This is a genomic window from Pseudomonas sp. Pseusp3, from assembly GCF_047304225.1.
Taxonomy (GTDB): domain Bacteria; phylum Pseudomonadota; class Gammaproteobacteria; order Pseudomonadales; family Pseudomonadaceae; genus Aquipseudomonas; species Aquipseudomonas fluorescens_CD.
The window spans coordinates 17209-38735 of sequence record NZ_JBGLYV010000053.1; the positions used below are offsets into that span (position 1 = coordinate 17209).

Below are 21527 nucleotides of genomic sequence, written 5' to 3' on the forward strand. Positions count from 1 at the left end.
TCACATCTCGCTCAGCACATGGGCGTGGCCAATGGTCGAGACCTGAACCGAGCTGCCTGCGGGTGGCGCATACATGCCTGAACTGCGCACCAGCAGTGATCGACCCGGTTGCTCGCGGCTGGTCAGTGGCTGGAGTTCCACCGTCAGCGTGCAGGTGTTGCCGCTGAAGTCCCGATCGGTGACCACGGCCCGGCAACCGCTGGCTTCCGGGTCACTGGGGAGGATGCTGGCCAGTTGCAACTGTTCAGGGCGCAGCATGATTTGCGCGGACTTGTTGTTGCGGTGGTTGTTGACCGGGATTCGCCCCAGGTCGCAATGGGCCCAGCCAGCCTCGATGCGTGCGGGCATGACCACGGCATCCCCCAGGAACAGGGCGGTCTGTTCGTCTTCGGGGTAGCGGTACAGGTCCAGTGGATGGCCTGACTGGACCAGTCGGCCATGACGCATCACCGCCAACTGGTCGGCGAACGACAGGGCTTCACTCTGGTCATGGGTGACCAGAATGGTGGTGACGCCCGCGTCTTCCAGCAGCCGCGCAACCATCTTGCGCATAGCGGCGCGCAATCCGGTGTCGAGCGCCGAGAACGGTTCGTCCAGCAGCATCAGCCGTGGCTGTTGCGCCAACGCCCGGGCCAGGGCCACTCGTTGTTGCTGGCCGCCGGACAACTCGTGAGGCCAACGCTCGGCCATCTTCGCGTCCAGTGCCACGCTGTCCATCAGTTCAGCAACCCGATGTTGCTTTTCATTGCCCTTGATGGACAAACCAAAGCCGATGTTCGCCGCCACGGTCATGTGCGGGAACAGTGCGCCGTCCTGTGGCACGTAGCCGATCAGGCGTTGATGCGCCGGCACTTCGTGGGTGCCGTCGACCAGGGTCTGGCCATTGAGCGAAAGACGCCCGGAATCGGGGAATTCGAAGCCGGCAATCATCCGCAGCAACGTGGTCTTGCCAGAGCCTGAAGGGCCGACGATGACTGTGCGACTGCCGCTTGGCACCGACAGGCTGACGTTGTCCAGAGCGCAATGGGCGCCATAGGACTTGTAGAGGGCATTCAATTCAAGAGTGTTCATCGGCCAGCCGTTTTTTTCGATTGGTGATAAAGAAGTCCGGTCAGCGGAAGCGACAGCACAACCATCAATAAGGCGTAGGGCGCAGCAGCGGCATAGTCGATTTCGCTGGTCATGGCCCAGAATCCGGTTGCCAGCGTGCGCGTGCCGTTAGGGGCCAGCAGCAGGGTGGCGGTCAGTTCGTTGGTGATTGCCAGGAACACCAGCGCCGCACCGGCGGCAGCCCCCGGAGCGGCCAGGCGCAAGGTGATCAGCCACAGGGCCCGGGCTGGCGAGCGGCCAAGGCTGCGGGCGATGTTTTCCAGTTCCACCGGGGCCTGGGCAATGCCTGCGCGCAGGCTCACCAGGGCGCGGGGCAAGAACATCAACAGGTACGCCAGCAGCACGGTGAAGGTGGTCTGGTAAATCGGCCGGGCAAAATGGATCGTGACGGTCACCAGCGCCAGCGCCACGATAATTCCGGGCAAGGAACTGGTGATGTAGTTGCAGCTTTCCAGTACCCGCTGCATTCGGCCGGGGTAGCGGATCGACAGCCAGGCAATCGGGATCGCCGCGCAGGTGGTCAGCGCCGCGCCGGCGACGCCGAGTAGCAGGGTTTGCTCCAAGGCGGGCAACAACTCGGCCATGTCCCAGACTTCCGCACCGCCGGCGATCAGCCATTTGCCCAGGGTGATGAGTGGAACACCCAGGGCCAGGGCGCAGGTCACGGTTTGCAGGGCCAACGACAGCATCGTTGAAGTGGTTTTCAGGATGACCACCCGTTGTTCCCGGGCGCTTCCCGATCCGACGCGAGCGTAACGTGCGGAGCCCCGGGCGGCGGATTCGGCCGTCAACATTGCCAGGCAACACAGTGCCAGCACACTGGCCAGCATGTGCGCCGCTGCGCCGTTGAAGGTCGACTTGAACTGATCGAAGATCGCGGTGGTAAAGGTGTCGAAGCGGATCATGGCATACAGGCCATATTCGGCCAGCAGGTGCAGACCGACCAGCAGGGCGCCGCCGCAGATCGCCAGGCGCAATTGTGGCAACACCACGCGGAAAAAAACTTTCCAGGGTTTGAGCCCCATGGATTCGGCGACGTCTTCGATGGCCGGGTCAAGTCGGCGCAAGGTAGCCGCCACCGGCAAATACAAGAACGGGAAGTAAGCGATGACCGAGACCAGGACACCGGCAAACAAGCCGTGAATCGGTGGCACCAGGCTGACCCAGGCGTAGCTGTGAACGAACGCAGGCACCGCCAGCGGTGCGGTGGCCAGCAACGACCACCAGCGCCGCCCCGGCAAATTCGTGCGTTCCGTGAGCCACGCCAGCGTCACCCCCAGCGCCACGCACAAGGGAATCGTCAGCAGCACCAGCAACACGGTGTTGACCAGCAGTTCACCCACCCGGGGGCGGAACACCAGGGTCACCACGGTTGACCAGCCTGTCTGCAGGGACACGCCAATAACGTAAGCGATCGGTAGCAGTGCCAGTAAGGAAACCAGCACCGACAAACCGATCACCCATACACCGCCACGTCCCGCAAAGACTCCGCGGGATCGTCGGCGCAATTGTGTGGGTGTCGCCTCGGCGACACCCACAGGCAGGGTTTCAGGCATCAATTAGAGCAGTCCGGCCTGTGTCATCAGCTCCACGGCTTTTTTGCTGTCGAGTTTGGAAGCATCGACAGTCGGCGCATCGAGTTGCTGCAGAGGCACCAGTTTAGGGTTGGATTCAGCGTTCTTGCCCACGGCGTACTCGAACGACTTGCCGTTTTTCAGGACGGCCTGGCCATCCTTGCCGGTAATGTATTTGAGAAATGCCTGGGCTTGTTCTTTGTGTTTGCTGGAGGCGAGGACGCCGCCGCCGGAGATGCTAACAAAAGCGCCCGGATCTTTGTGCTTGAAATAGTGCAGGGCGGTGTTCTTGCTGTTTTCGCCAGTCTTGGACTGGTCCACCAGGCTGTAATAGTGGTAGATCACGCCACTGTCGATCTGCCCGGCATTCACCGCCTTGAGTACGGAGCTGTTGCCACGGTAGTTGGCGTAGTTGGTTTTCATCGCTTTCAGCCAATCCAGCGTGGCGGCTTCACCCTTTTGTTCCAGGATGGCAGCGACGATGGCCTGGAAGTCGGCACCGCCTGGCGATGCGGCCCAGCGACCTTTCCAGCTTGGATCGGCCAGGTCCATGATCGATTTCGGCAGATTGGCTGCCGACAGTTTGCTCGGGTTGTACACGAACACCGTGGAGCGCGCGGCAATCCCGACCCATTTGCCGTGGGCCGGACGGTAGGCGGAGTCAATCTGCTCCAGCGTGGCCTTTTCGACAGGCGCAAACAGCCCGGCGTTGTCGACCAGGACCATGGCCGGGGAGTTTTCGGTCAGGAACACGTCCGCCGGAGAAGCTGCACCTTCCTGTACGATCTGGTTGCCCATCTCGGTGTCGTCGCCATTACGCAAGGTAACGGGAATACCGGTTTCCTGGGTAAAACCCTCGACCCAGGCCTTGGTCAGGCCTTCGTGTTGCGCGTTGTACACTACGATGCCGACGGAGTCGGCTGCATAGGCCTGGCCAGCGCTCAGCAAAGCGGTGGCCAGCAGGGCCTTTTTCAAGAACGAAGGGATGTTGGGAAACATTCTGCGGGCTGCTCCTGGTGCGTTTTTTTGAAAAATCATGGGCATTGAATCGCCTGTAGACCAATGCGAATCATTTGCATATTTTGAATTGCAGGGAATGTAGAGATCCAAATGAGAAAATAACGTAAAAAAAACCGTTAATACATGTAATTTTCATTCAGATTAGCAGCACTGAGCCCACTGTGGTTCGACTCGTCGATCAAACGATGTCGCCGAGCAGAATATGACGCTGCCCCTGGCTGCCTTTTGTCGTGCCCTCGGCAATGACCAATAGCTGATCGGCAAAGCGTAGCGCCTGATTCAGGTCATGGATGGCGCTGATCACGATTTTCAAGTCTCGCAGATTGACCCGCTCCGGCCTTGCCGCTGTGCTGAACACCCCCGCCCATGAAGATCCGCTCGATGGCACCTGGCAGAAACGAAAAAAACCGAGAGGCCGGTTTGGCCACTCGGTTTTTCTCGTCTCGGTTGTCAGGGCTGGATTTGCGGGAAGATCAGGACCTGCAGGTTGCCGCGCTGATAACGCTTGCCGTCGGTTGGCAACGCCTCGACTTCCTGGATTTCATCGACGCTGTTGACCCTCATCACCACCCCGACCGAGCCTTTTTTACGTGCCTCGGCCATCCATTGCCCGATGTCATGCAGGGTCACTTTGCGCGAGGCCGCGGCCGGATCCGAGAGGCCGTATTTGAGCTCGCCGACGACATTGTAGAGCGCCACCTCCGGTCGCCCGGTCAGCCACGACAAGGCCGAGGCTGCACCCAGGTCGTTGCTCAACAGCGAGGTGGTCTGGCTCAGGCTGTCCAGGTGTTCGGAGATAAACCGGTCGGGCATCTTGCTGTCGACAATCTGGCCCGGCATGGCGGCGGGAAGCAGAGCCACCAGTAGCCAGATGCCGAGGGCCGGCATCGCCCATAATGTCAATGGCCGCAGGATTTGCAGGGCGTTGGCGATGATCCAGCCCAGCAACACGATGAACGCCAGGGACAGGCTGAACATCTCGGTTTTTTCGAAAATCCCTTTGCTCAGTTGCAGGTACAACAAGGCAACCAGGGCTGTCGTGGCAATGACGACGTTGAGCCATCCGTTGACGCGAATCGTCCGTCCCCGTGCCTGTTGCAGCAGGCTGGTCAGCGCATTGCCCATCAGCAGCGCCAGCGGTAACAGGCACGGCATGATGTAAGTCGGCAACTTGCCGCTGCTCATGCTGAATATCGCCAATGGCAACAACAGCCAGAGCAGGAGAAAACCGCTGACGGGCTGACGCTTGTTGTTCCAGGCCTGGATGAACGTTGTCGGCAACAACGCGGTCCAGGGCAGGGCGGAAACGACCAGCATCGGCAGGTAGAACCACCACGGACGGGCGTGCTGCGCATTGTCGGCGGCGAAGCGGCGTACGTGCTCGTTCCAGAAGAAGAAATTCCAGAAATCCGGTTCCTGATGATGAATGGCCACTACCCAGGGCAAGCAGACTGCCGCGGCAACCACAACAGCCAGTGGCCCATAACGCAACAGTTCGCCGATGCGACGCTGCCAGATCATGTAGGGCAGGGCTATCACCGCCGGCAGCAGCCAGGCTAGAAAGCCCTTGGTCATGAAGCCCATGCCGCAGGCGATACCCAGGACTGCCCAGGATCCCAGGCGGGCGCGAGTGGTCCGACTGTCGATGGCAAACCACAGGGAAACCAGGCTCAGGTTGACCCAGAGGGTGAACTGCGGGTCGAGGTTGGCATACCCGGCCTGACCGGCAATCAGTCCGAAGCTCATGTACAACAGTGCGCAGGCAAAGCTTTTGCGCGGATCGCCCCAGAACCGGCGTGCAATCAGCCAGGTCAGCCATACGCTCAGCCCGGTACTCAGCGCTGATGCGATGCGTACCCCGAACAGATTGTCGCCAAACACTGCCTGACCGATGGCGATCATCCAGTACCCGGCAATCGGCTTCTCGAAATAACGAAGGCCCATGAAGTGCGGCGAGACCCAGTTCCCGCCCTGCAGCATTTCCTGGCTGATCTGGGCATATCGGGTTTCATCCGGAATCCACAAGCCGTGGCTCATCAGCGGTAGCAAGTAGAACGCGATGAACGCCAGTACCAAGGCGAACAGCATCCAGCGTTCATTGGCAGGTGCTGTTGGTGTGTGCAGGCGGGAAGAATGGCCAGCAAAATCTGGCAGTGGCTGATTTGACGTCATGTCTCGACCTTGGCGCTTAGATGGCTGGTTTAAGTGTGATGTACAACTTGCGAGAGAGAAAAACGGAATGATATTGAACGGCGAGAAGTTTAATCACACTTCTCGCTATTCTGTTCAGGCTTCATTCAGTCTGCATTGAAGTAACTTGTTACTAATGTTTTCGATAGGTAATGACTCAGTTTTTTTCTTGCAACAGGGTATTCCAGTCTTCCGCATTTACAATGCCGAGAACTTGCAATTGGCCATTGCCATCGATGCGGACAAACAACGAACTGCCGTACTCGGCGTCCTTCGCCGAATGCTTGAAGCCGGTCTGCTTTTCAAAGTCAGCGATGCAACCGCTGTGAGTCACCAGCACCAGGTTGCGATGGGCCACCTTGTGCGCCACGACGTCGTTACGCAGGGTCGTGCCGCAGGTGGCCAGCCACTCCTGGGGCCGTGGGTCGCTGTTGAACATGTAATGCGCGGTCTGCACGGTGCGCGTAACGGGGCTGGTCAGGATGTCGGTGTGTGTCAAACCCAGGCGCGCCAAGCCTTGCCCGACACCCGCCGCCGCCTCACTGCCGGCTCGGGTAATGCCATCGGCCGGGCCCAGGCAAGGATTGCTGGAGCGGTCGCAGCGTTCGGCATGACGCACCAGCACCGCGATCTCGCCGGCACCCCATTGTTGCAGCAATTGGGCCCGGGCTTGCGCGCCTTCCTGGGCCAGGTTGGTCGGTGATTTCGGCCACAGGACAAAACCGGTGACCAGCACGGCAACGGTCAGTGCACCAATGGCCACGACCGATCTGGACAGGCGCGAAGATGTTTTACGCGAGACGGAGTTGACCAAGTTTGTCCACCAATTGGAGCGCCGGGGAAGTGTTGTTAAACAAACCCTGAAACAGCGCGAAAAATGACCGCCGAGACCAGGTTCAGCGAGTTAACTGCGGCCCAAGTTAAATCTGCACAGCTGTCAGAACGGTGAAAGGAATGTGAAAAATTTGCAGAAGAGACTCCAGCGGCTAATTAGTTTGTTACTGGGAATTGTTATCTATTGCTCAAGCGTGGAATGACAGCGGGAAACAGATGGGCGTATGGGATGGGACTAACGGCGAACCTGCCGCCGTTAGTCCGGGAAGCGTGAAAAGGCTGTTCAGGGCGAAGGGCAGTTCGCCTGTGGTCTGGTGGCAGCCTGGCTGATCAGCGCGGCCAGGCGCTTGACGTTGTTTTGCTGGGCAAGCACCAGGTCGTCGATGCTCGCGCCTGACGGCGTTTGCAAGGTGCTGCGGCAAATCACCCGTTCCGTGTCGCCTGTACCGGCACTGCGCAGGCGCCATTTCACGTCCATCAATGCGTATTGACCGGGGACCGAGTCAAAACGCTGCACATCGACCCGCACTGAATATTTGCCTTGTACCGGACTGTTGCTCAATTGATCGGCCAGCGCACTGCGCAATTCGTCCACAAGGGTCGCACCCCACCACTGGGTTTCCAGGATTGCCAGGCCACTGTTGCTCTGGCGAATGACAATCTGCGCCCGATCGACCTGGGGCGGCACGCTGATCGTCTCGATCTGAATCACCCCGACGGTGGTCCTCGAATGATCGCCGGACTGGGTCGGTGTCAGGGTGTGAAATTGAATCGGGTCACTGCGGCAAGCGGCGAGCAGCAACACCGCGGTGACCAGGGTTAACTTCAGCGGTAAAGCCATGGGTGATGCTCCTGTGTTCAATTGCGCGGTGGCCCTTGCAGATCCATCGGGGCGGCATTGTTCGGACGGCCGCGAACCAGCGATTCCGGATGCCGTCCCAGGTAATCCGAAAGATCACGCAAGGATCTCGACGTGCGTCCCAGTTCATCCAGGGTCTGCCCCAGTTTTTCCCGTTGCGGCGAGTCCTCGGCCAAGGTCGTGCTGGCGGATTGCAGGGTCGAATTGGCCGTTTCCAGCGTCTTGCTGACATCCGACAAGGTGGATTGCACGCCAGGCAGGATCTTGCCGTTGAATTGCATCATGCCTTTGCGCAGTTCGACGAGATTGCCATCCAGGTTGCCGGCGATACGCTCGATCGGCAGTTTGTTGAGCTTGTCGACCATGGATTCGAGTTTTTCCTGCAATTGCTCGAGGCTGCCCGGAATGGTCGGAATCACGACCGGGCGTGCGTTTGCATCGAAAGCGACTTTTTCTGCCTTGGGGTAGAAATCCAGGGAGATGTACAACTGGCCGGTCAGGAAGTTACCGGTGCGGGCCTGGGCCCGCAGGCCGTTGTCGATAAAGGTGCCCATCAGACGCACACCCCCGGCTTCGTCATTGGGATCATGACTGAGCGCCTTGAGCATTTTGATGTGGGCCTGGCCCAGGCGTTGCGGGTAGATCACAATGCCGACGTTGACCGGAAAGGAACGTTTTTTCTCGTCGTAATCCAGATTCACCGCCACCACCTTGCCGATTTCCACCCCGAGGAACTCTACCGGAGCATCCACCTTGAGCCCGCGCAGTGCCTGGTCGAATCGCATGGCCAGGTACTGCGGCTTGCCGTTTGGCGGGGCGAGGGCGGTTTGTTGGTCGTCGAACAGCTCGTAGGCATATTCTGCCGCAGCAGGTTTATCGTCAGGGCTGTAGTCTGGCGCGCGGAAGGCAATGCCGCCCACCAGCAAGGAAGACAACGATTCGGTCTTGACCGCAAAACCATTGGCACCGACGTTCACGTCAATACCGCTGGCGTTCCAGAAACGGGTGTTTTCGGTGACGTATTTGTCATTGGGTGCATGGATGAACAGTTCTATGTTCACGCCCTTGCCGTCCGGGTCCAGTGCATAGGCCACCACTTGACCCACCGGGATCTTGCGGTAGTAAACCGGAGAGCCGATATCCAGCGACCCCAGGTCCTGTGTGAACAGGGTGAAACGCTTGCCCGGCTCGCCGTAGGTGATGGGCGGCGGGTTTTCCAGCCCCTTGAAGTTTTTTGCCCGGCCGTTGGCCTGGCCGATATCGGCACCGATGTAATCTCCCGATAGCAGCGTATCGATACCGGATACACCGCCAGCGCCAATTCGCGGTCGCACGACCCAGAATTGCGAATCTTCGCGGGTAAAGCTTTCGGCCTGCTTGGCCAGTTTGATGGTGGCGTTGACACTCTTCTGGTCATCGCTCAATTCCACATCGGAGACATGACCGATCACGACATTACGGTATTTGACCTCGGTTTTATTCGCGGTCAGGCCGTCCCCGGTCTTGAACGTGACAATGATGGTCGGGCCTTCCTGCAGCATGCTGTGAACCACCAGCGAAATACCCACCAGCACCGCCACGATCGGGACGATCCAGACCAGCGAGACACTGAAGCGGCGGGTCTTGATCGGCGCCGGCCCGGGGGCTTGCGGCCCGTCAGTGGCTTGTGACTTCATCCGTGACCTCCTCATTGTTTGGGTTTTCGCGTTCTTTATCCCAGATCATGCGTGGATCGAAACTCATCGCCGACAGCATGGTGAACACCACAACCAGACCAAAAAACAGAATGCCCGGACGCGGTTCGATGTCGGCCAGGGCCTGGAATTTCACCAGCGAGGCCACCAGGGCGACAACGATCACATCGAGCATCGACCAGTAGCCGATGACCTCGACGAACCGGTACAGCTTCGATCGTTCCATGCGCGCCCACTCGCTGTCGCGGTGCACGGTGACCAGCAGCAAGGTGATGGCGACGAACTTGACGCCCGGCACCGCGATACTGGCAATGAAAATGATCAGGGCAATGTCCCAGGCGCCGGCTTCCCAGAACTCCAGCACGCCGCTCATGATCGTGCTGTCGGAACCGTTGCCGACCATTTCGGTGTTCATCACCGGCAGCAAATTGGCCGGGATGTAAAACACCAGGGCGGCGATCATGTAGGCCCAGGTCCGGGCCAGCGAATTGGTTTTGCGTCGGTGCAAAGGTGCGCCGCAGCGTTCGCATTCGTGAGGGTCGTCAGTCATGTCGCAGGCCAGCCCGCAGCTGTGACACAGGCACAGGTTGAGCTCGTCGGCGTACGGAGGCGTGCTCATAAAATGTCCCATAAGTCGCGGATATCGCGCCCGGCGATGCGGATCATCATCAGACTCAGCGCAGCCAGGGCAAACAGCCCTATGCCGGGCAGCACATCAAGCAGTCCGGCGAGTTTGATCACGGCAACCATGGCGCCCAGCAGGCAGACTTCGAGCATGCTCCAGGGCCGCAAGGCTTCCAGCCAGCGCATGCAGAATTTGAACCCGGGCGAGCGTTGCCGGGCGAGGGCGAAGCCCAACACCCAGATCAGCAGCAACAACTGGAAGATCGGCGCAATGATCATGGCGATCGCCGCCACCATGGCGATGAATGTGATGGGCCCCAGGCTCAGGGCCAACACCGAGTCCCACAGGGTCGCACTGTTTTTCATGCCTTTTAGGCTGATGCTCATCACCGGATAGAAATTGGTGAACAGCCATAGCATCAACGCCGTGAAGGTCAGCGCAAGACGCTGTTCGACCGTGAGGCCGTTATAGCGTTGAAGCACACCGCCGCAGCGCGTACACAGGGTTTTCTGATGTTTTGCGAGCGTTACTTTCTGGTACACGCTGTCGCAGTGCTCGCAGATGATCAGCTGATCAGTAGTTGCCATGGGCCAGGCTCAACAGAAGGCAGGAAATTCAGAGCACCCCCTCAATATAGAAGTGCCTTGCAATTGAGCAAATCGAAAGTCGAAACAACGGAATCGAGTGAGAGTGGGAGCGGCGGTGCGGCGATCCCACAGGATGATTGTTTCAGCCGAGCATTTCCCGCATCCGATACCAGAACATGCCAAGGGCCAGCAGTGGCGAGCGCAGGGCACGCCCGCCGGGGAAGGTCATGTGCGGCACGGCGCTGAACACGTCGAAGCCTTTGCTGTGGCCGGCATTGATCGCTTCGCCCAAGAGCCTGGCGCACCAGTGAGTCACGTTCAGGCCATGGCCGGAGTAACCCTGGGCGTAGTACACGTTCGGGTGCTGGCTCAAGCGCCCGACCTGCGGGAAGCGGTTGGCCGAGATGCCAATCATGCCGCCCCACTGAAAATCGATGCGCGCACTGGCCAGTTGCGGGAAGACCTTGAGCATCTGCGGGCGCATGTAGGCAGCGATGTCCGAAGGATCGCGCCCGGAGTAATGACAGGCGCCGCCGAACAACAAGCGCCGGTCAGCCGAGAGCCGGTAGTAATCCAGGCCGACTTTCTGGTCGCACAAAGCGACGTTGTGAGGGATCAGTTGTCTGGCGGCGTCTTCTGACAGGGGTTCGGTGGCGATGATGTAGCTGCCCGCCGGGAGCACTTTGCCGCTGAGTTTCGGTTCCAGCTCTTCCAGATGGGCATTGCACGCCAGCACCAACGTGCCCGCACGCACCGTGCCACCGCCACAGCGTACTTGCACGGTGCTGCCGTGGATCAGCTCCAGCACCGGGCTCTGCTCGAAGATCTGCACGCCAAGGGATTCGGCGACTTGCGCTTCGCCGAGTGCCAGGTTCAGCGGATGCAGGTGGCCCGAGCCCATGTCTACCAGGCCGCCGGCGTAAACGCCGGAGTTCACCACGTGCTCGCGGATCTGGTCAGGTTCGATCAAGCGGGTTTCATGAGCGTAACCGGACTCAAGCAGTTCGGCGTGCTCGGCCTTCAACCCGGCAAAGTGTGCCGGGGTGTTGGCCAGTTCGCAGAAGCCCCAGCGCAGGTCGCAATCGATGCCGTGTTCGCGGATGCGATTGGCCACGACTTGCACCGACTCGGTCCCGGCGTGTTCCAGGTATTGCACGCCATCGGCGCCGATGTGTTTGGCGAAACCGCTGACGTCATGGCCGATACCACGAATCAACTGGCCGCCGTTGCGCCCGCTGGCACCCCAGCCAATCCGCCGGGCCTCCAGCAGGACCACCGAGAGCCCGCGCTGGGCCAGTTCGATGGCGGTGTTGATGCCGGTGAAACCCGCGCCGACCACGCAGACATCGGCTTCAAGGTCCGAGGCCAGCGCGGGACGCTGCTTCATGCCCTTGGCGGACGCCGCGTAATAGGAGAGGGCGTGTTCCTTGGTGTACTGATTCATTTGTTGGACTTCACTTTGCTCCACGAGCGGGTCATCAGGCGCATGATCGACTGCGGCGGCGTGGTGGAGATGTAGAGTTTGTCGAGGACTGCCTGGGATGGATAAACCTCGGGATTGCTGACCAGCTCAGGGTCCATGTACTGCTTGGCGGCCGGGTTCGGGTTGGCATAGCCGACCGACGCACTGACCTTGGCGATCACTTGCGGGTCCAGCAGGTTGTTGATGAAGGCGTGGGCTTCTTTCGGATTGCTGGCGTCGGCGGGGATGGCCAGCAGGTCAAACCACAGGTTGGCGCCTTCTTTGGGAATGGCGTAGGCGATGTTTACACCGTTTTTTGCTTCCTTGGCACGGTTTGCGGCCTGGAACACGTCGCCCGAGTAACCGAACGCTACGCAGATGTCGCCGTTGGCCAAGTCCGAGACGTACTTGGAGGAGTGGAAGTAGGTGATGTAAGGGCGGATCTGCAGCAGCTTGGCCTCGGCCTTTTTGAAGTCCTCGGGGTTTTCGCTGCGCGGGTCCATGCCCATGTAGTTGAGAATCGCCGGGAACACTTCGTCCGCCGAGTCCATCATCGACACGCCGCAGGCGCTGAGCTTCTTGATGTTTTCCGGTTCGAACAGCACGGCCCAGGAATCGATGTGATCGATGCCCAGCACCTGCTTGACCTTGTCGACGTTATAGCCGATGCCATTGGTACCCCACAGGTACGGCACCGAGTGCGCGTTGGCCGGATCGTTTTTTTCCAGCAGCGTCAGCAGTTTCGGGTCGAGGTTGTTGAAATTCGGCAGTTGCTCGCGATCGAGCTTGAGGAACGCACCGGCCTTCACCTGGCGAGCGAGGAAGTGGTTCGACGGCACCACCACGTCATACCCGGTACGACCGGCAAGCAGTTTGCCCTCCAGGGTTTCGTTGGAATCGAATACGTCGTAGATCACCTTGATCCCGGTTTTGGCCTGGAAGTCGGCGAGAGTGGTTTCGCCGATGTAGTCGGTCCAGTTGTAGACACTGACTTGTGCCTGAGCCTGGGCACCGGCACTGAACAGCGCTGCCAGCGCGAACGGGACCATGGATTTCAATAGACGCATATCGACACCTTTTCGAATTGTTGGATTTTCAGGCGTTGGCGTTCTCCCTGTGGGAGCGGGCTTGCTCGCGAAGGGGCCGGGTCAGCCAGCATTTTTGCTGAATGACACACCGCATTCGCGAGCAAGCCCGCTCCCACAGGGGGACGCGGTTGCAGGCTGGATTTGGTTTATCAGACGCTGAGCATCAGGAACTCACGTTCCCAGGAGCTGATCACCCGTTTGAAGTTCTCGTGCTCGGCGCGCTTGACCGCGACATAGCCCCGCACGAACTTGCTGCCCAGGTAGCGGCTGATGGTGTCGCATTCTTCCATCTGGGTCAGGGCATCCTCGATGGTGATCGGCAGGCGCAGATTGCGACGCTCATAGGCACGGCCCTGTACCGCTGCGCTCGGCTCGATGCGCTCGACCATGCCCAGGTAACCGCACAGCAGGCTGGCGGCGATGGCCAGGTACGGGTTGGCATCGGCGCCCGGCAGCCGGTTCTCGACGCGCATGGCGTCCGGGCTGGAGGTTGGCACGCGCAGGCCGACGGTGCGGTTTTCTTCGCCCCATTCGACGTTCACCGGCGCCGAGGTATCCGGCAGGAAGCGGCGGAACGAGTTGACGTTCGGCGCAAACATCGGCAGCACTTTCGGGATGTACTTCTGCAAGCCACCGATGTGATGCAGGAACAGCTCGCTCATGTTGCCATCGGCATCGGCAAAGATCGGCTGGCCGGTGGCAATGTCTACCACGCTCTGGTGAAGGTGCATGGCGCTGCCAGGCTCATCGCCGACCGGTTTGGCCATGAAGGTTGCCGCCACGTTGTGCTTGAGCGCCGCTTCACGCATGGTGCGCTTGAACACGGTGATCTGGTCGGCGAGGTCCAGTGCGTTGCCATGACGGAAGTTGATTTCCATCTGTGCCGGGCCGTCTTCATGGATCAGCGTGTCGAGGTCCAGGCCTTGCAGTTCGCACCAGTCGTAGACGTCTTCGAACAGCGGATCGAATTCGTTGGCCGCGTCAATGGAGAACGACTGACGACCGCTTTCGGCGCGGCCCGAACGGCCCATCGGCGCCTTGAGCGGCAAGTCCGGATCTTCGCAGCGCTGGGTCAGGTAGAACTCCATTTCCGGCGCGACAATCGGCCGCCAGCCTTTGTCGGTGTACAACTGCAGGACTTTTTTCAGCACGTTGCGCGGTGACAGTTCGATTGGGTTGCCGAACTTGTCGAAGGTGTCGTGGATCACGATGGCGGTCGGCTCGATGGCCCATGGCACCACGTAGACGGCGTCGGCGTCCGGCTTGCAGACCATGTCGATATCGGCCGGATCGAGCAGGTCGTAGTAGATGTCGTCGTCGACAAAGTCCCCGGTTACCGTTTGCAACAGCACACTTTCCGGCAGGCGCATGCCTCGCTCATGCAGGAACTTGTTGGTGGGTGCGATTTTGCCGCGTGCAATGCCGGTCAGGTCGCTGACGACGCACTCGACTTCGGTAATCTTGTGATCTTTCAGCCAAGTGAACAGCTGATCGAAAGGGGCATTCATAAAGACCTCGTTATTGGTTTTATTAACGCCAGGAGAGGCCGGTTTCATCCGCCGGACACTTCCCCTGTAGCGCGTTGACGTCTATCTTGGGCGAGCCTTGCAGTTCCATCTATCCACTTTAAGCAGCACAAAGCGCACCAAAAGAGTGCGCAAGGTCACTTATGTCGACGTGCAATTCACTCCGGGTCCAAGCCTTCAATACCGCCGATGTCGCCGAGCAAATCCGCGCCACGCCGGGCTGGGTCCAGCATTACCAACAGATGTCGCCGGGGCATTTCGCAGGTAGGGTGCGCTACCTGGATCTACAGGGCGTGGAGATTTACGAAGAGCACATGAACACCCGGGTCGAGCAGAATTTCAGCGCGCCCCAGGGGTCGCTGTCGTTCTGCTTCGATCGCGGCGACAACGCGCTGTATGTGTTGAATGGCGAAAGTCGCAACATCTGGATTACCCCAGAGAACTACCAGGAAATCGCCGTGGTATTCGGTCCGGAGTTTGTAAAACGCCATAGCCTCGACATCGCCCGGCTCGAAGGGCTGTTCATGGCACCGCTCAATTCTCAGCAGAATGCGCTGTTCTGCAGTTGGCTCAGCGGTACCCTGACGCGGCTGTCACAGACCTTCGACCCACCGAGCCGCGAAGCGCTGACCCAACAGCTGCTGGAAGACTGTCTGTTCATTCTTGACAACGCGTGTGTCGGCCTCGACCAGGGCGCATTGCAGCGCCGAGCGGGAGAGCGGGCGATCATGAAGCGGGTAGGGGAATGGGCGGCGGACACCCCGGAAGAACACCTCAACCTGCTGGAGCTGTCCCAGGTTGCCGGGGTTTCACTGCGCCAGTTGCAGCATGCGTTCAAGACCTACACCGGCATGGCGCCGACCCAATGGCTGCGCTTGCGCCGACTCAACAGCGCCCGCCGCGAACTGCTGAGCCGCACGCCCGCGCAAACCACCGTGGCCGAAGTGGCCATGCATTGGTCGTTCTGGCATTTGGGGCGGTTTTCCAGCAGCTATCGTGCGCTGTTCAAGGAATTGCCGAGCGACACCCTCAAGCGTGCGAGTGTCGCGCAGCCAGTCGGGCGCGGCCGGCGTTAGAACGTCGGCGGCGTAATCACCCAGATCACCACCGCGTCCACCTCGCCGGGATTACCGTAACGGTGAGGTTCCTGGCTGGAAAAGCTGAAGCTGTCGCCTTCATTGAGCTGGAAGTGACGCTCGCCAACCCACAGCTCAAAACTGCCGGACAGCAGGAAACCGGCTTCTTCACCTTCGTGGCTGTAGCTTTGCTGGCTGTAGGTGCCGGGCGGGAAACGCGAGTGGAGCATTTCCAGTTGACGGTTGGCTTGCGGCGTCAGCAACTGGTCGACGATGCCGTCTTCGTAATGCACGTTCAGGCGGCTGTTCTTGCGCACCACCACGCCATCGTCCTCGGGGGCGGTGACCGCTTCACTGGCGAAGAACCACTGGATGGTGACACCGAGGCTGCGGGCAATGTTGAACAGCGCCGGAATCGACGGGTAGGCGAGGTTGCGTTCCAGCTGGCTGATGTAACCGGCGGTGAGTTCGCTCTGTTGCGCCAGTTCCGCCAGGGTCATGCCCCGACGTTTGCGCAGGCCGCGAATGCGCGTGCCGAGAAAATGCGGTTCGGCGTTGCCGGGTGCGGGCGGGGTCGTGCTGTTGTTGCTCATAATCAATTCCGAACCGGAGGAATGGCGCAAATCCCTTGTCTCTTGTAGGAGCGAGCTTGCTCACGATGGTCGTTAACGATAACGCTGGAAGCCTGACACCCAGCAGTGTTCTCGGGTTCATCGCGAGCAGAGCTCGCTCCTACAGGGTTGGTGTTAGCCATTAAAGCCCCGGAGTATAAACAGCCTTAAAGTTCCCACGCGACTTTCAGGCCTTCATATATCGCTTCTTCGACAGTGCGCGGCGCCAGGCAGTCGCCGATGCGGCGAAACTCAACCAACCCCTGCAGCTCGGCACCCAGGGTATCCACCGGCTGGTGACCCTGGCACAGCACCAGGGTGTCGATGTTCTCCATCAGCATCGGTTCGCCACTGGCGGTGTGTTGCAGGTAGACCGTGTTGTCATCGCAGCCATACAGGCGCGCATACGGCGTGATCGGCACCCCCAGTTTATGCAGCTCGCCGGCCAGTTGATCGCGCACGTACAGTGGCAGGTTTTCCCCGCAATGGGTGCCGTTGACCGCCAGTTGTACCTGATGCCCGGTGCGAACCAGGCGCTCGGCGATGCCGGGGCCGATCCAGTCGCAGCGCCAGTCGACCACCACCACCGAACGGCCGATCTGTACTTCATCGCGCAGTACTTGCCAGGCGTCTACCACCTGTAGCTCACCACCGCGCTCAAAGGCTGGCCAATACGGCTCGGCACCGGTAGCGACGATCACCATGTCCGGTTTTTGCTGTTCCACCAGTGCCCGGTCGACCCGTGTGTTGCGCACCACGCGCACCCCGGCCAGCTCCATTTCCCGCTGCAGGTTGGTGCTGGCACCGCCGAATTCACTGCGCCGTGGCAGCAGTTGTGCAAGCAACACCTGACCGCCCAGTTGTGAACCGGCTTCGTACAGGGTCACGTCGTGTCCACGCTGGGCAGCGACGGCGGCGGCTTTCATGCCGGCCGGGCCGCCGCCGGCGATCATGATGCGCTTGCGATTGATTGTCGGTTTACGTTCGCCAAAAATCAGTTCGCGACCGGTTTCCGGGTGCTGGATGCAGGAAATCGGCAAGCCTTTGTGGAAGTGCCCGATGCACGCCTGATTGCAGGCGATACAGGCGCGCACGTCTTCCACGCGGCCGGTATCGGTCTTGTTGGGCATCTGCGGGTCGCAGATCAGCGCGCGGGTCATGCCGCAGACATCGGCCTGGCCCCGGGCCAGAATCAGCTCGGCTTCCTGGGGCTGGTTGATGCGCCCGGTGACGAACAACGGAATGTTCAGGCTGGCCTTGAACGTTCCGGCTTCCCGGGCCAGGTACGCTGCTTCGATCGCCATGGGCGGCACGATGTGCACCGCGCCGCCAAGCGACGCCGAGGTGCCGGCGACGATGTGCACATAATCGAGCTGCGCTTGCAGCGACTGCACGGCGGCCAGGGATTCATCTTCGGTCAGGCCTTCCGGGTCGCGCTCGTCGGCAGAAATGCGCAGGCCGACGATGAACTGCTCATCGGTCGCCCCGCGCACGGCTTTGATGACTTCGCGCAGAAAACGCAAACGCTGGTCCAGTTCACCGTTGTAGCCATCGGTGCGCCGGTTGACCCGCGGATTGATGAATTGCGCCGGCAGGTAACCGTGGCTGGCGACCACCTCGACGCCATCGATCCCGGCCTGATGCAGTCGCCGGGCGGCAGCGGCATAACCGGCGACGATCTCGTCGATCATGGCCTGATCCAGCGCGCGGGGCATCACCCGGAAGCGTTCGTTGGGCACCGACGAGGCGGAGTAGGCCACCGCCAGCAGGCCATCGCTGGACTCCATGATTTCCCGCCCCGGATGGAACACCTGGGACAACACTACGGTGCCGTGGGCATGGCAGGTTTGCGCCAGTTTGCGGTAACCCTCGATGCACGCATCGTCGGTGGCCATCAATACGTGGGAGGTGTAGCGCGCACTGTCGTGCACACCGGCCACTTGCAGCACGATCAGCCCGGCGCCGCCTTCGGCCCGCGCCCGGTGATAGGCGATCAATTGCTCATTGACCAGGTTGTCGGTGGGCATCGACGTGTCGTGACCACTGGACATGATGCGGTTTTTCAGGCGCTTGCCGCGGATCTCCAGGGGTTCGAACAGGTGCGCGAAGGCAGGTGTCGAGGTCGGCATGGTGCGGGTACTCCAGGCAGGCTGAGCTCTGTAGGAGCGAGCTTGCTCGCGATGGACGTTAACGATAACGCGTGTTGTCTGGATGAACGCGTCGCCCTCAGGTCCATCGCGAGCAAGCTCGCTCCTACAGAGGCAAAAGGTTTTCGGTGTTGTTATTTTCAGCTATAGAAATTTACCTTCAGTAAAAAATCAACTTGTTTTTTTACTGCGCCTTGCAGTAATTTCACTTCGAGCCTGCTCCTGGGGCTTACCTCACAACAATAAAAAAGGGCCTGGGCGGAATGTGTCCGCAGGGCACCTGCCAGAGGAACCACTGATGAAATCGAATACGCTCAAGCACGGTTTTTATCCCTTGGTGTTGTCCGTGGCCATGGGCCTGGGCAGTGCCCAGGCAGCATCGGACATGGTGGTGGTCGGTTACGGCGGAGCCGGACAAAAAGCCCAGGACGTGGCGTTCTTTCAACCTTTCGCCGCCGTGGATCAAAGCAAAGTGATCCAGAGCGAATACAACGGCGAGATGGCCAAAATCAAAGTGATGGTCGACACCGGCAACGTCGATTGGGACGTGGTGCAGATCGAAGGCCCGGACCTGATGCGCGGCTGCGAAGAGGGCATGTACGAACGCCTGGACTGGACGCGCCTGGGGCACGCCGACCAGCTGATCCCCGAAGCGGCACAGGAGTGCGGTTCCGCCGCGCTGGTGTGGAGCGTGGCGATTGCCTACGACACCGACAAACTGGCCCAGGCCCCGACCTCGTGGGCAGACTTTTGGGACGTGAAGAAAACCCCCGGCAAACGCGGGCTGCGTAAACGCGCGGTGTACAACCTGGAGTTCGCCTTGCTGGCCGACGGCGTGAAAACCGAAGACGTCTACAAGGTCCTCGGCACCCCGCAAGGCGTGGACCGGGCATTCGCCAAACTCACTGAACTCAAGCCTTACATCCAGTGGTGGGAAGCCGGCGCGCAACCGCCACAGTGGCTGACCGCCGGCGACGTGGTGATGACCTCGACCTACAGCGGACGCATCGCCGACGCCGCGCAGAAAGGCAGCCATCTCGGCCTGGTCTGGCCCGGCAGCCTGTACGGCATGGACTACTGGGCGATCATCAAAGGCTCCAAACATGTGGATCAGGCCAAGCGTTTCATTGCCTTCGCCAATCAGCCGGACGCCCAGGTCAACTATGTGCAGCAGATCCCTTACGGCCCGACCAACACCCAGGCCGCCGCGCGACTGGACGACAAACTGGCGCAATGGGTGCCCACTGCGCCGCAGAATCTCAAGGGTGCACTGTCGATGAACGTCGGTTTCTGGGTCGATCATGGCGAAGAGCTCGAAGAGCGCTTCAACGCCTGGGCCAGCAAATAAACGCGGATGGCTGGACGTGTCGAAGCGTCCAGCCTTGCTGTCTTCCTCAGCCGATCAGCCTGGAGAACCAGAACAATGAACAAAATCGCCAGCCATCTGGCCCCTGAGCGCAGCGCAATCGAGCAGCGTCTGCGTGAGGAATTGGCGGCCTGTTACCGCCTGATTGCGCACTTTCGCATGACCGATTTGATCTTCACCCACATCTCGGTGCGCATTCCGGGGCCGGAACATCACTTTCTGATCAACCCTTACGGGCTGATGTTCGACGAGATCACCGCGTCCAAACTGGTCAAGATCGACCTCGATGGCCACGCCGTGGAGCCGTCGCCGTACCCGGTCAACCCGGCCGGTTTCGTGATTCACAGCGCCATCCACGGCGCGCGGGAAGATGCGCAATGCGTGCTGCACACCCACACCAGATCCGGGTGCGCGGTGGCGGCGTTGAAGTGTGGGTTGTTGCCGGTGAGCCAGATTTCCATGGAGTTCCATGGCCGGGTTGCCTACCACGACTACGAAGGAGTCGCGCTGGACCTGAGCGAGCAAGAGCGCCTGGTTCAGGATATCGGCGATAAGCCGGTGCTGATGCTGCGCAATCATGGATTGCTGACCGTCGGCGAGACGGTGAGCCAGGCGTTCCTGCGCATGTACTACCTGGAGAAGGCCTGTGAAATCCAGTTGGCGGCCATGGCTGCCGGAGAACTGGTGCTGCCATCGGCTGAGGTTTGCGCGCACACCGAACGCCAGTTCAATGATCCGGGGCGACCGCTGGAGGAGGGAGAGCTGAATGACCCGGATGCCATGCAATTGGCCTGGGCGGCGTTGTTGCGAATGCTGGAGCGCATTGCACCGGATTATCGCGACTGATCTCGATTTTTCGGTTGCTCAGACTGACCCCTTCGCGAGCAAGCCCGCTCCCACAGTTGATCCGGGGTTGCCGCAAATTCTGTGTACGACGCAAATCCCCTGTGGGAGCGGGCTTGCTCGCGAAGGGCACAGCACGGTCTATCAGACTGGCAGATGACTGGAGGTATTGCCCGCTCTTGCTGTACAGTCGTTCAGCCCGCCGCTTACCCGTGCGGGCTTTAACGATTGAACCTAAGGAGCGTGTCGCCCATGAATCAGGAAGCCCGTTTTTCCCGAATGGAACCGGAGTTGCGCAAAGCCAACCTGATCGAGGCGACGCTGGTGTGCCTCAAGCGTCACGGCTTCCAGGGCGCGTCGATCCGCAAGATTTCCGCCGAGGCCGGGGTCTCGGTAGGGCTGATCAGCCATCACTACTCCGGCAAGGATGAGCTGGTGGCCGAGGCCTACATGGCGATTACCGGGCGGGTCATGACCCTGCTGCGCGACGCCATGGAGCAAGCCGCGCCGAATGCCCGGGAGCGCTTGTCGGCATTTTTTCGCGGGTCGTTTTCCGCCGAACTGCTCGATCCGCAGCTGATCGATGCGTGGCTGGCGTTCTGGGGCGCGGTGAAAACCGCCGAGGCCATCAACCAGGCCCACGATCATTCCTATGGCGAGTATCGCGGCATCCTGCGCAAGGTGCTGGCGCAACTGGCCCAGGAGGAGGGCTGGGAAAGTTTCGACGCCGACCTTGCCGCCATCAGCCTCAGCGCATTGCTCGACGGCTTGTGGCTGGAGTCCGGGCTGAACCCCGGCACCTTCACCCCGGAGCAGGGCATCCAGATTTGCGAGGCCTGGGTCGATGGCTTGCAGGCCGGTGGTCGCCAGCGTTTTCGCCTGCAGACGAGCGACTGTTGATCAGTCGTTCAGCAA

General features: G+C 60.3%; 18 protein-coding genes and 1 pseudogene. 4 read left to right on the forward strand and 15 right to left on the reverse strand.

The window, feature by feature from the left end; translation table 11 throughout:
- From ACCD00_RS18635 to ACCD00_RS18695, 13 genes and pseudogenes are all read right to left on the reverse strand, one after another.
- Window positions 1–1071: an ABC transporter ATP-binding protein gene (locus ACCD00_RS18635; protein ID WP_413426695.1), complete on the reverse strand. Its 1071-nt coding sequence runs from the start codon at window positions 1069–1071 to the stop codon at window positions 1–3.
- Window positions 1068–2666, reverse strand: a complete 1599-nt coding sequence (locus ACCD00_RS18640) for an ABC transporter permease (protein WP_413426697.1) — start codon at window positions 2664–2666, stop codon at window positions 1068–1070. The genes ACCD00_RS18635 and ACCD00_RS18640 overlap by 4 nt, the downstream gene beginning before the upstream one ends.
- A 3-nt stretch (window positions 2667–2669) precedes the next feature.
- The gene (locus ACCD00_RS18645; protein ID WP_413426699.1) at window positions 2670–3683 is read right to left on the reverse strand and encodes an iron ABC transporter substrate-binding protein; all 1014 of its coding nucleotides are present in this window, start codon (window positions 3681–3683) and stop codon (window positions 2670–2672) included.
- Window positions 3684–3882: 199 nt separating this feature from the next.
- Window positions 3883–4011: pseudogene (locus ACCD00_RS18650) on the reverse strand (ABC transporter ATP-binding protein); the annotation flags it as partial.
- Window positions 4012–4154: 143 nt separating this feature from the next.
- Entirely contained in the window at window positions 4155–5876 is a 1722-nt protein-coding gene (arnT, locus tag ACCD00_RS18655; protein ID WP_413426701.1) for a lipid IV(A) 4-amino-4-deoxy-L-arabinosyltransferase, read from the reverse strand.
- Window positions 5877–6051: 175 nt separating this feature from the next.
- Window positions 6052–6708, reverse strand: coding sequence for a histidine phosphatase family protein (locus ACCD00_RS18660; protein ID WP_413426703.1), 657 nt, complete (start codon window positions 6706–6708; stop codon window positions 6052–6054).
- Window positions 6709–7011: 303 nt separating this feature from the next.
- Window positions 7012–7569, reverse strand: coding sequence for a membrane integrity-associated transporter subunit PqiC (locus tag ACCD00_RS18665; protein ID WP_413426705.1), 558 nt, complete (start codon window positions 7567–7569; stop codon window positions 7012–7014).
- Between the two features lie 17 nt (window positions 7570–7586).
- Window positions 7587–9263 carry an intermembrane transport protein PqiB gene (locus ACCD00_RS18670; protein WP_413426707.1) on the reverse strand — a complete coding sequence of 559 codons (1677 nt, stop codon included), beginning with the start codon at window positions 9261–9263 and terminating at the stop codon, window positions 7587–7589.
- Window positions 9244–9900 carry a paraquat-inducible protein A gene (locus tag ACCD00_RS18675; protein WP_413426709.1) on the reverse strand — a complete coding sequence of 219 codons (657 nt, stop codon included), beginning with the start codon at window positions 9898–9900 and terminating at the stop codon, window positions 9244–9246. The genes ACCD00_RS18670 and ACCD00_RS18675 overlap by 20 nt, the downstream gene beginning before the upstream one ends.
- Window positions 9897–10493, reverse strand: coding sequence for a paraquat-inducible protein A (locus ACCD00_RS18680; RefSeq protein ID WP_413426711.1), 597 nt, complete (start codon window positions 10491–10493; stop codon window positions 9897–9899). The genes ACCD00_RS18675 and ACCD00_RS18680 overlap by 4 nt, the downstream gene beginning before the upstream one ends.
- 142 nt (window positions 10494–10635) lie before the next feature.
- A complete protein-coding gene (locus ACCD00_RS18685) occupies window positions 10636–11937 on the reverse strand; it encodes an NAD(P)/FAD-dependent oxidoreductase (RefSeq protein ID WP_413426713.1) in 1302 nt (433 codons plus the stop codon).
- Window positions 11934–13022 (reverse strand): polyamine ABC transporter substrate-binding protein, encoded by a 1089-nt coding sequence (locus tag ACCD00_RS18690; RefSeq protein ID WP_413426715.1) that lies wholly within the window; start codon window positions 13020–13022, stop codon window positions 11934–11936. Before ACCD00_RS18690 ends, ACCD00_RS18685 begins: the two co-directional genes overlap by 4 nt.
- 170 nt (window positions 13023–13192) lie before the next feature.
- Window positions 13193–14551 (reverse strand): glutamine synthetase family protein, encoded by a 1359-nt coding sequence (locus ACCD00_RS18695; protein ID WP_413426717.1) that lies wholly within the window; start codon window positions 14549–14551, stop codon window positions 13193–13195.
- Between the two features lie 161 nt (window positions 14552–14712).
- Here ACCD00_RS18695 and ACCD00_RS18700 point away from each other — a divergent pair, with 161 nt between their 5' ends.
- Window positions 14713–15645 (forward strand): helix-turn-helix domain-containing protein, encoded by a 933-nt coding sequence (locus tag ACCD00_RS18700; protein WP_413426719.1) that lies wholly within the window; start codon window positions 14713–14715, stop codon window positions 15643–15645.
- On the opposite strand, the gene ACCD00_RS18705 is transcribed toward ACCD00_RS18700, so the two are convergent.
- The gene (locus ACCD00_RS18705; RefSeq protein ID WP_413426721.1) at window positions 15642–16238 is read right to left on the reverse strand and encodes a cupin domain-containing protein; all 597 of its coding nucleotides are present in this window, start codon (window positions 16236–16238) and stop codon (window positions 15642–15644) included. The genes ACCD00_RS18700 and ACCD00_RS18705 overlap by 4 nt on opposite strands.
- Before the next feature lie 185 nt (window positions 16239–16423).
- Complete coding sequence (locus ACCD00_RS18710; RefSeq protein WP_413426723.1) at window positions 16424–18385, reverse strand: FAD-dependent oxidoreductase; 1962 nt, start codon at window positions 18383–18385, stop codon at window positions 16424–16426.
- A gap of 316 nt (window positions 18386–18701) precedes the next feature.
- Between ACCD00_RS18710 and ACCD00_RS18715 the strand changes: the two genes are divergently transcribed.
- The 3 genes from ACCD00_RS18715 to ACCD00_RS18725 all read left to right on the forward strand — a co-directional run bounded on the left by ACCD00_RS18715 (window position 18702) and on the right by ACCD00_RS18725 (window position 21512).
- Window positions 18702–19751: an ABC transporter substrate-binding protein gene (locus ACCD00_RS18715; protein WP_413426725.1), complete on the forward strand. Its 1050-nt coding sequence runs from the start codon at window positions 18702–18704 to the stop codon at window positions 19749–19751.
- Window positions 19752–19826: 75 nt separating this feature from the next.
- Window positions 19827–20615: a class II aldolase/adducin family protein gene (locus ACCD00_RS18720; RefSeq protein ID WP_413426727.1), complete on the forward strand. Its 789-nt coding sequence runs from the start codon at window positions 19827–19829 to the stop codon at window positions 20613–20615.
- A gap of 249 nt (window positions 20616–20864) precedes the next feature.
- Complete coding sequence (locus ACCD00_RS18725; protein WP_413426729.1) at window positions 20865–21512, forward strand: TetR family transcriptional regulator C-terminal domain-containing protein; 648 nt, start codon at window positions 20865–20867, stop codon at window positions 21510–21512.
- Window positions 21513–21527: the final 15 nt, after the last annotated feature.

Bases quoted from the DNA above. Each gene is read 5' to 3' on its own strand.
- ACCD00_RS18635 (WP_413426695.1), bottom strand. From the start codon at position 1,071: ATGAACACTCTTGAATTGAATGCCCTCTACAAGTCCTATGGCGCCCAT.
- ACCD00_RS18640 (WP_413426697.1), bottom strand. From the start codon at position 2,666: ATGCCTGAAACCCTGCCTGTGGGTGTCGCCGAGGCGACACCCACACAA.
- ACCD00_RS18645 (WP_413426699.1), bottom strand. From the start codon at position 3,683: ATGTTTCCCAACATCCCTTCGTTCTTGAAAAAGGCCCTGCTGGCCACC.
- arnT (WP_413426701.1), bottom strand. From the start codon at position 5,876: ATGACGTCAAATCAGCCACTGCCAGATTTTGCTGGCCATTCTTCCCGC.
- ACCD00_RS18665 (WP_413426705.1), bottom strand. From the start codon at position 7,569: ATGGCTTTACCGCTGAAGTTAACCCTGGTCACCGCGGTGTTGCTGCTC.
- ACCD00_RS18670 (WP_413426707.1), bottom strand. From the start codon at position 9,263: ATGAAGTCACAAGCCACTGACGGGCCGCAAGCCCCCGGGCCGGCGCCG.
- ACCD00_RS18675 (WP_413426709.1), bottom strand. From the start codon at position 9,900: ATGAGCACGCCTCCGTACGCCGACGAGCTCAACCTGTGCCTGTGTCAC.
- ACCD00_RS18680 (WP_413426711.1), bottom strand. From the start codon at position 10,493: ATGGCAACTACTGATCAGCTGATCATCTGCGAGCACTGCGACAGCGTG.
- ACCD00_RS18685 (WP_413426713.1), bottom strand. From the start codon at position 11,937: ATGAATCAGTACACCAAGGAACACGCCCTCTCCTATTACGCGGCGTCC.
- ACCD00_RS18690 (WP_413426715.1), bottom strand. From the start codon at position 13,022: ATGCGTCTATTGAAATCCATGGTCCCGTTCGCGCTGGCAGCGCTGTTC.
- ACCD00_RS18695 (WP_413426717.1), bottom strand. From the start codon at position 14,551: ATGAATGCCCCTTTCGATCAGCTGTTCACTTGGCTGAAAGATCACAAG.
- ACCD00_RS18700 (WP_413426719.1), top strand. From the start codon at position 14,713: ATGTCGACGTGCAATTCACTCCGGGTCCAAGCCTTCAATACCGCCGAT.
- ACCD00_RS18705 (WP_413426721.1), bottom strand. From the start codon at position 16,238: ATGAGCAACAACAGCACGACCCCGCCCGCACCCGGCAACGCCGAACCG.
- ACCD00_RS18710 (WP_413426723.1), bottom strand. From the start codon at position 18,385: ATGCCGACCTCGACACCTGCCTTCGCGCACCTGTTCGAACCCCTGGAG.
- ACCD00_RS18715 (WP_413426725.1), top strand. From the start codon at position 18,702: ATGAAATCGAATACGCTCAAGCACGGTTTTTATCCCTTGGTGTTGTCC.
- ACCD00_RS18720 (WP_413426727.1), top strand. From the start codon at position 19,827: ATGAACAAAATCGCCAGCCATCTGGCCCCTGAGCGCAGCGCAATCGAG.
- ACCD00_RS18725 (WP_413426729.1), top strand. From the start codon at position 20,865: ATGAATCAGGAAGCCCGTTTTTCCCGAATGGAACCGGAGTTGCGCAAA.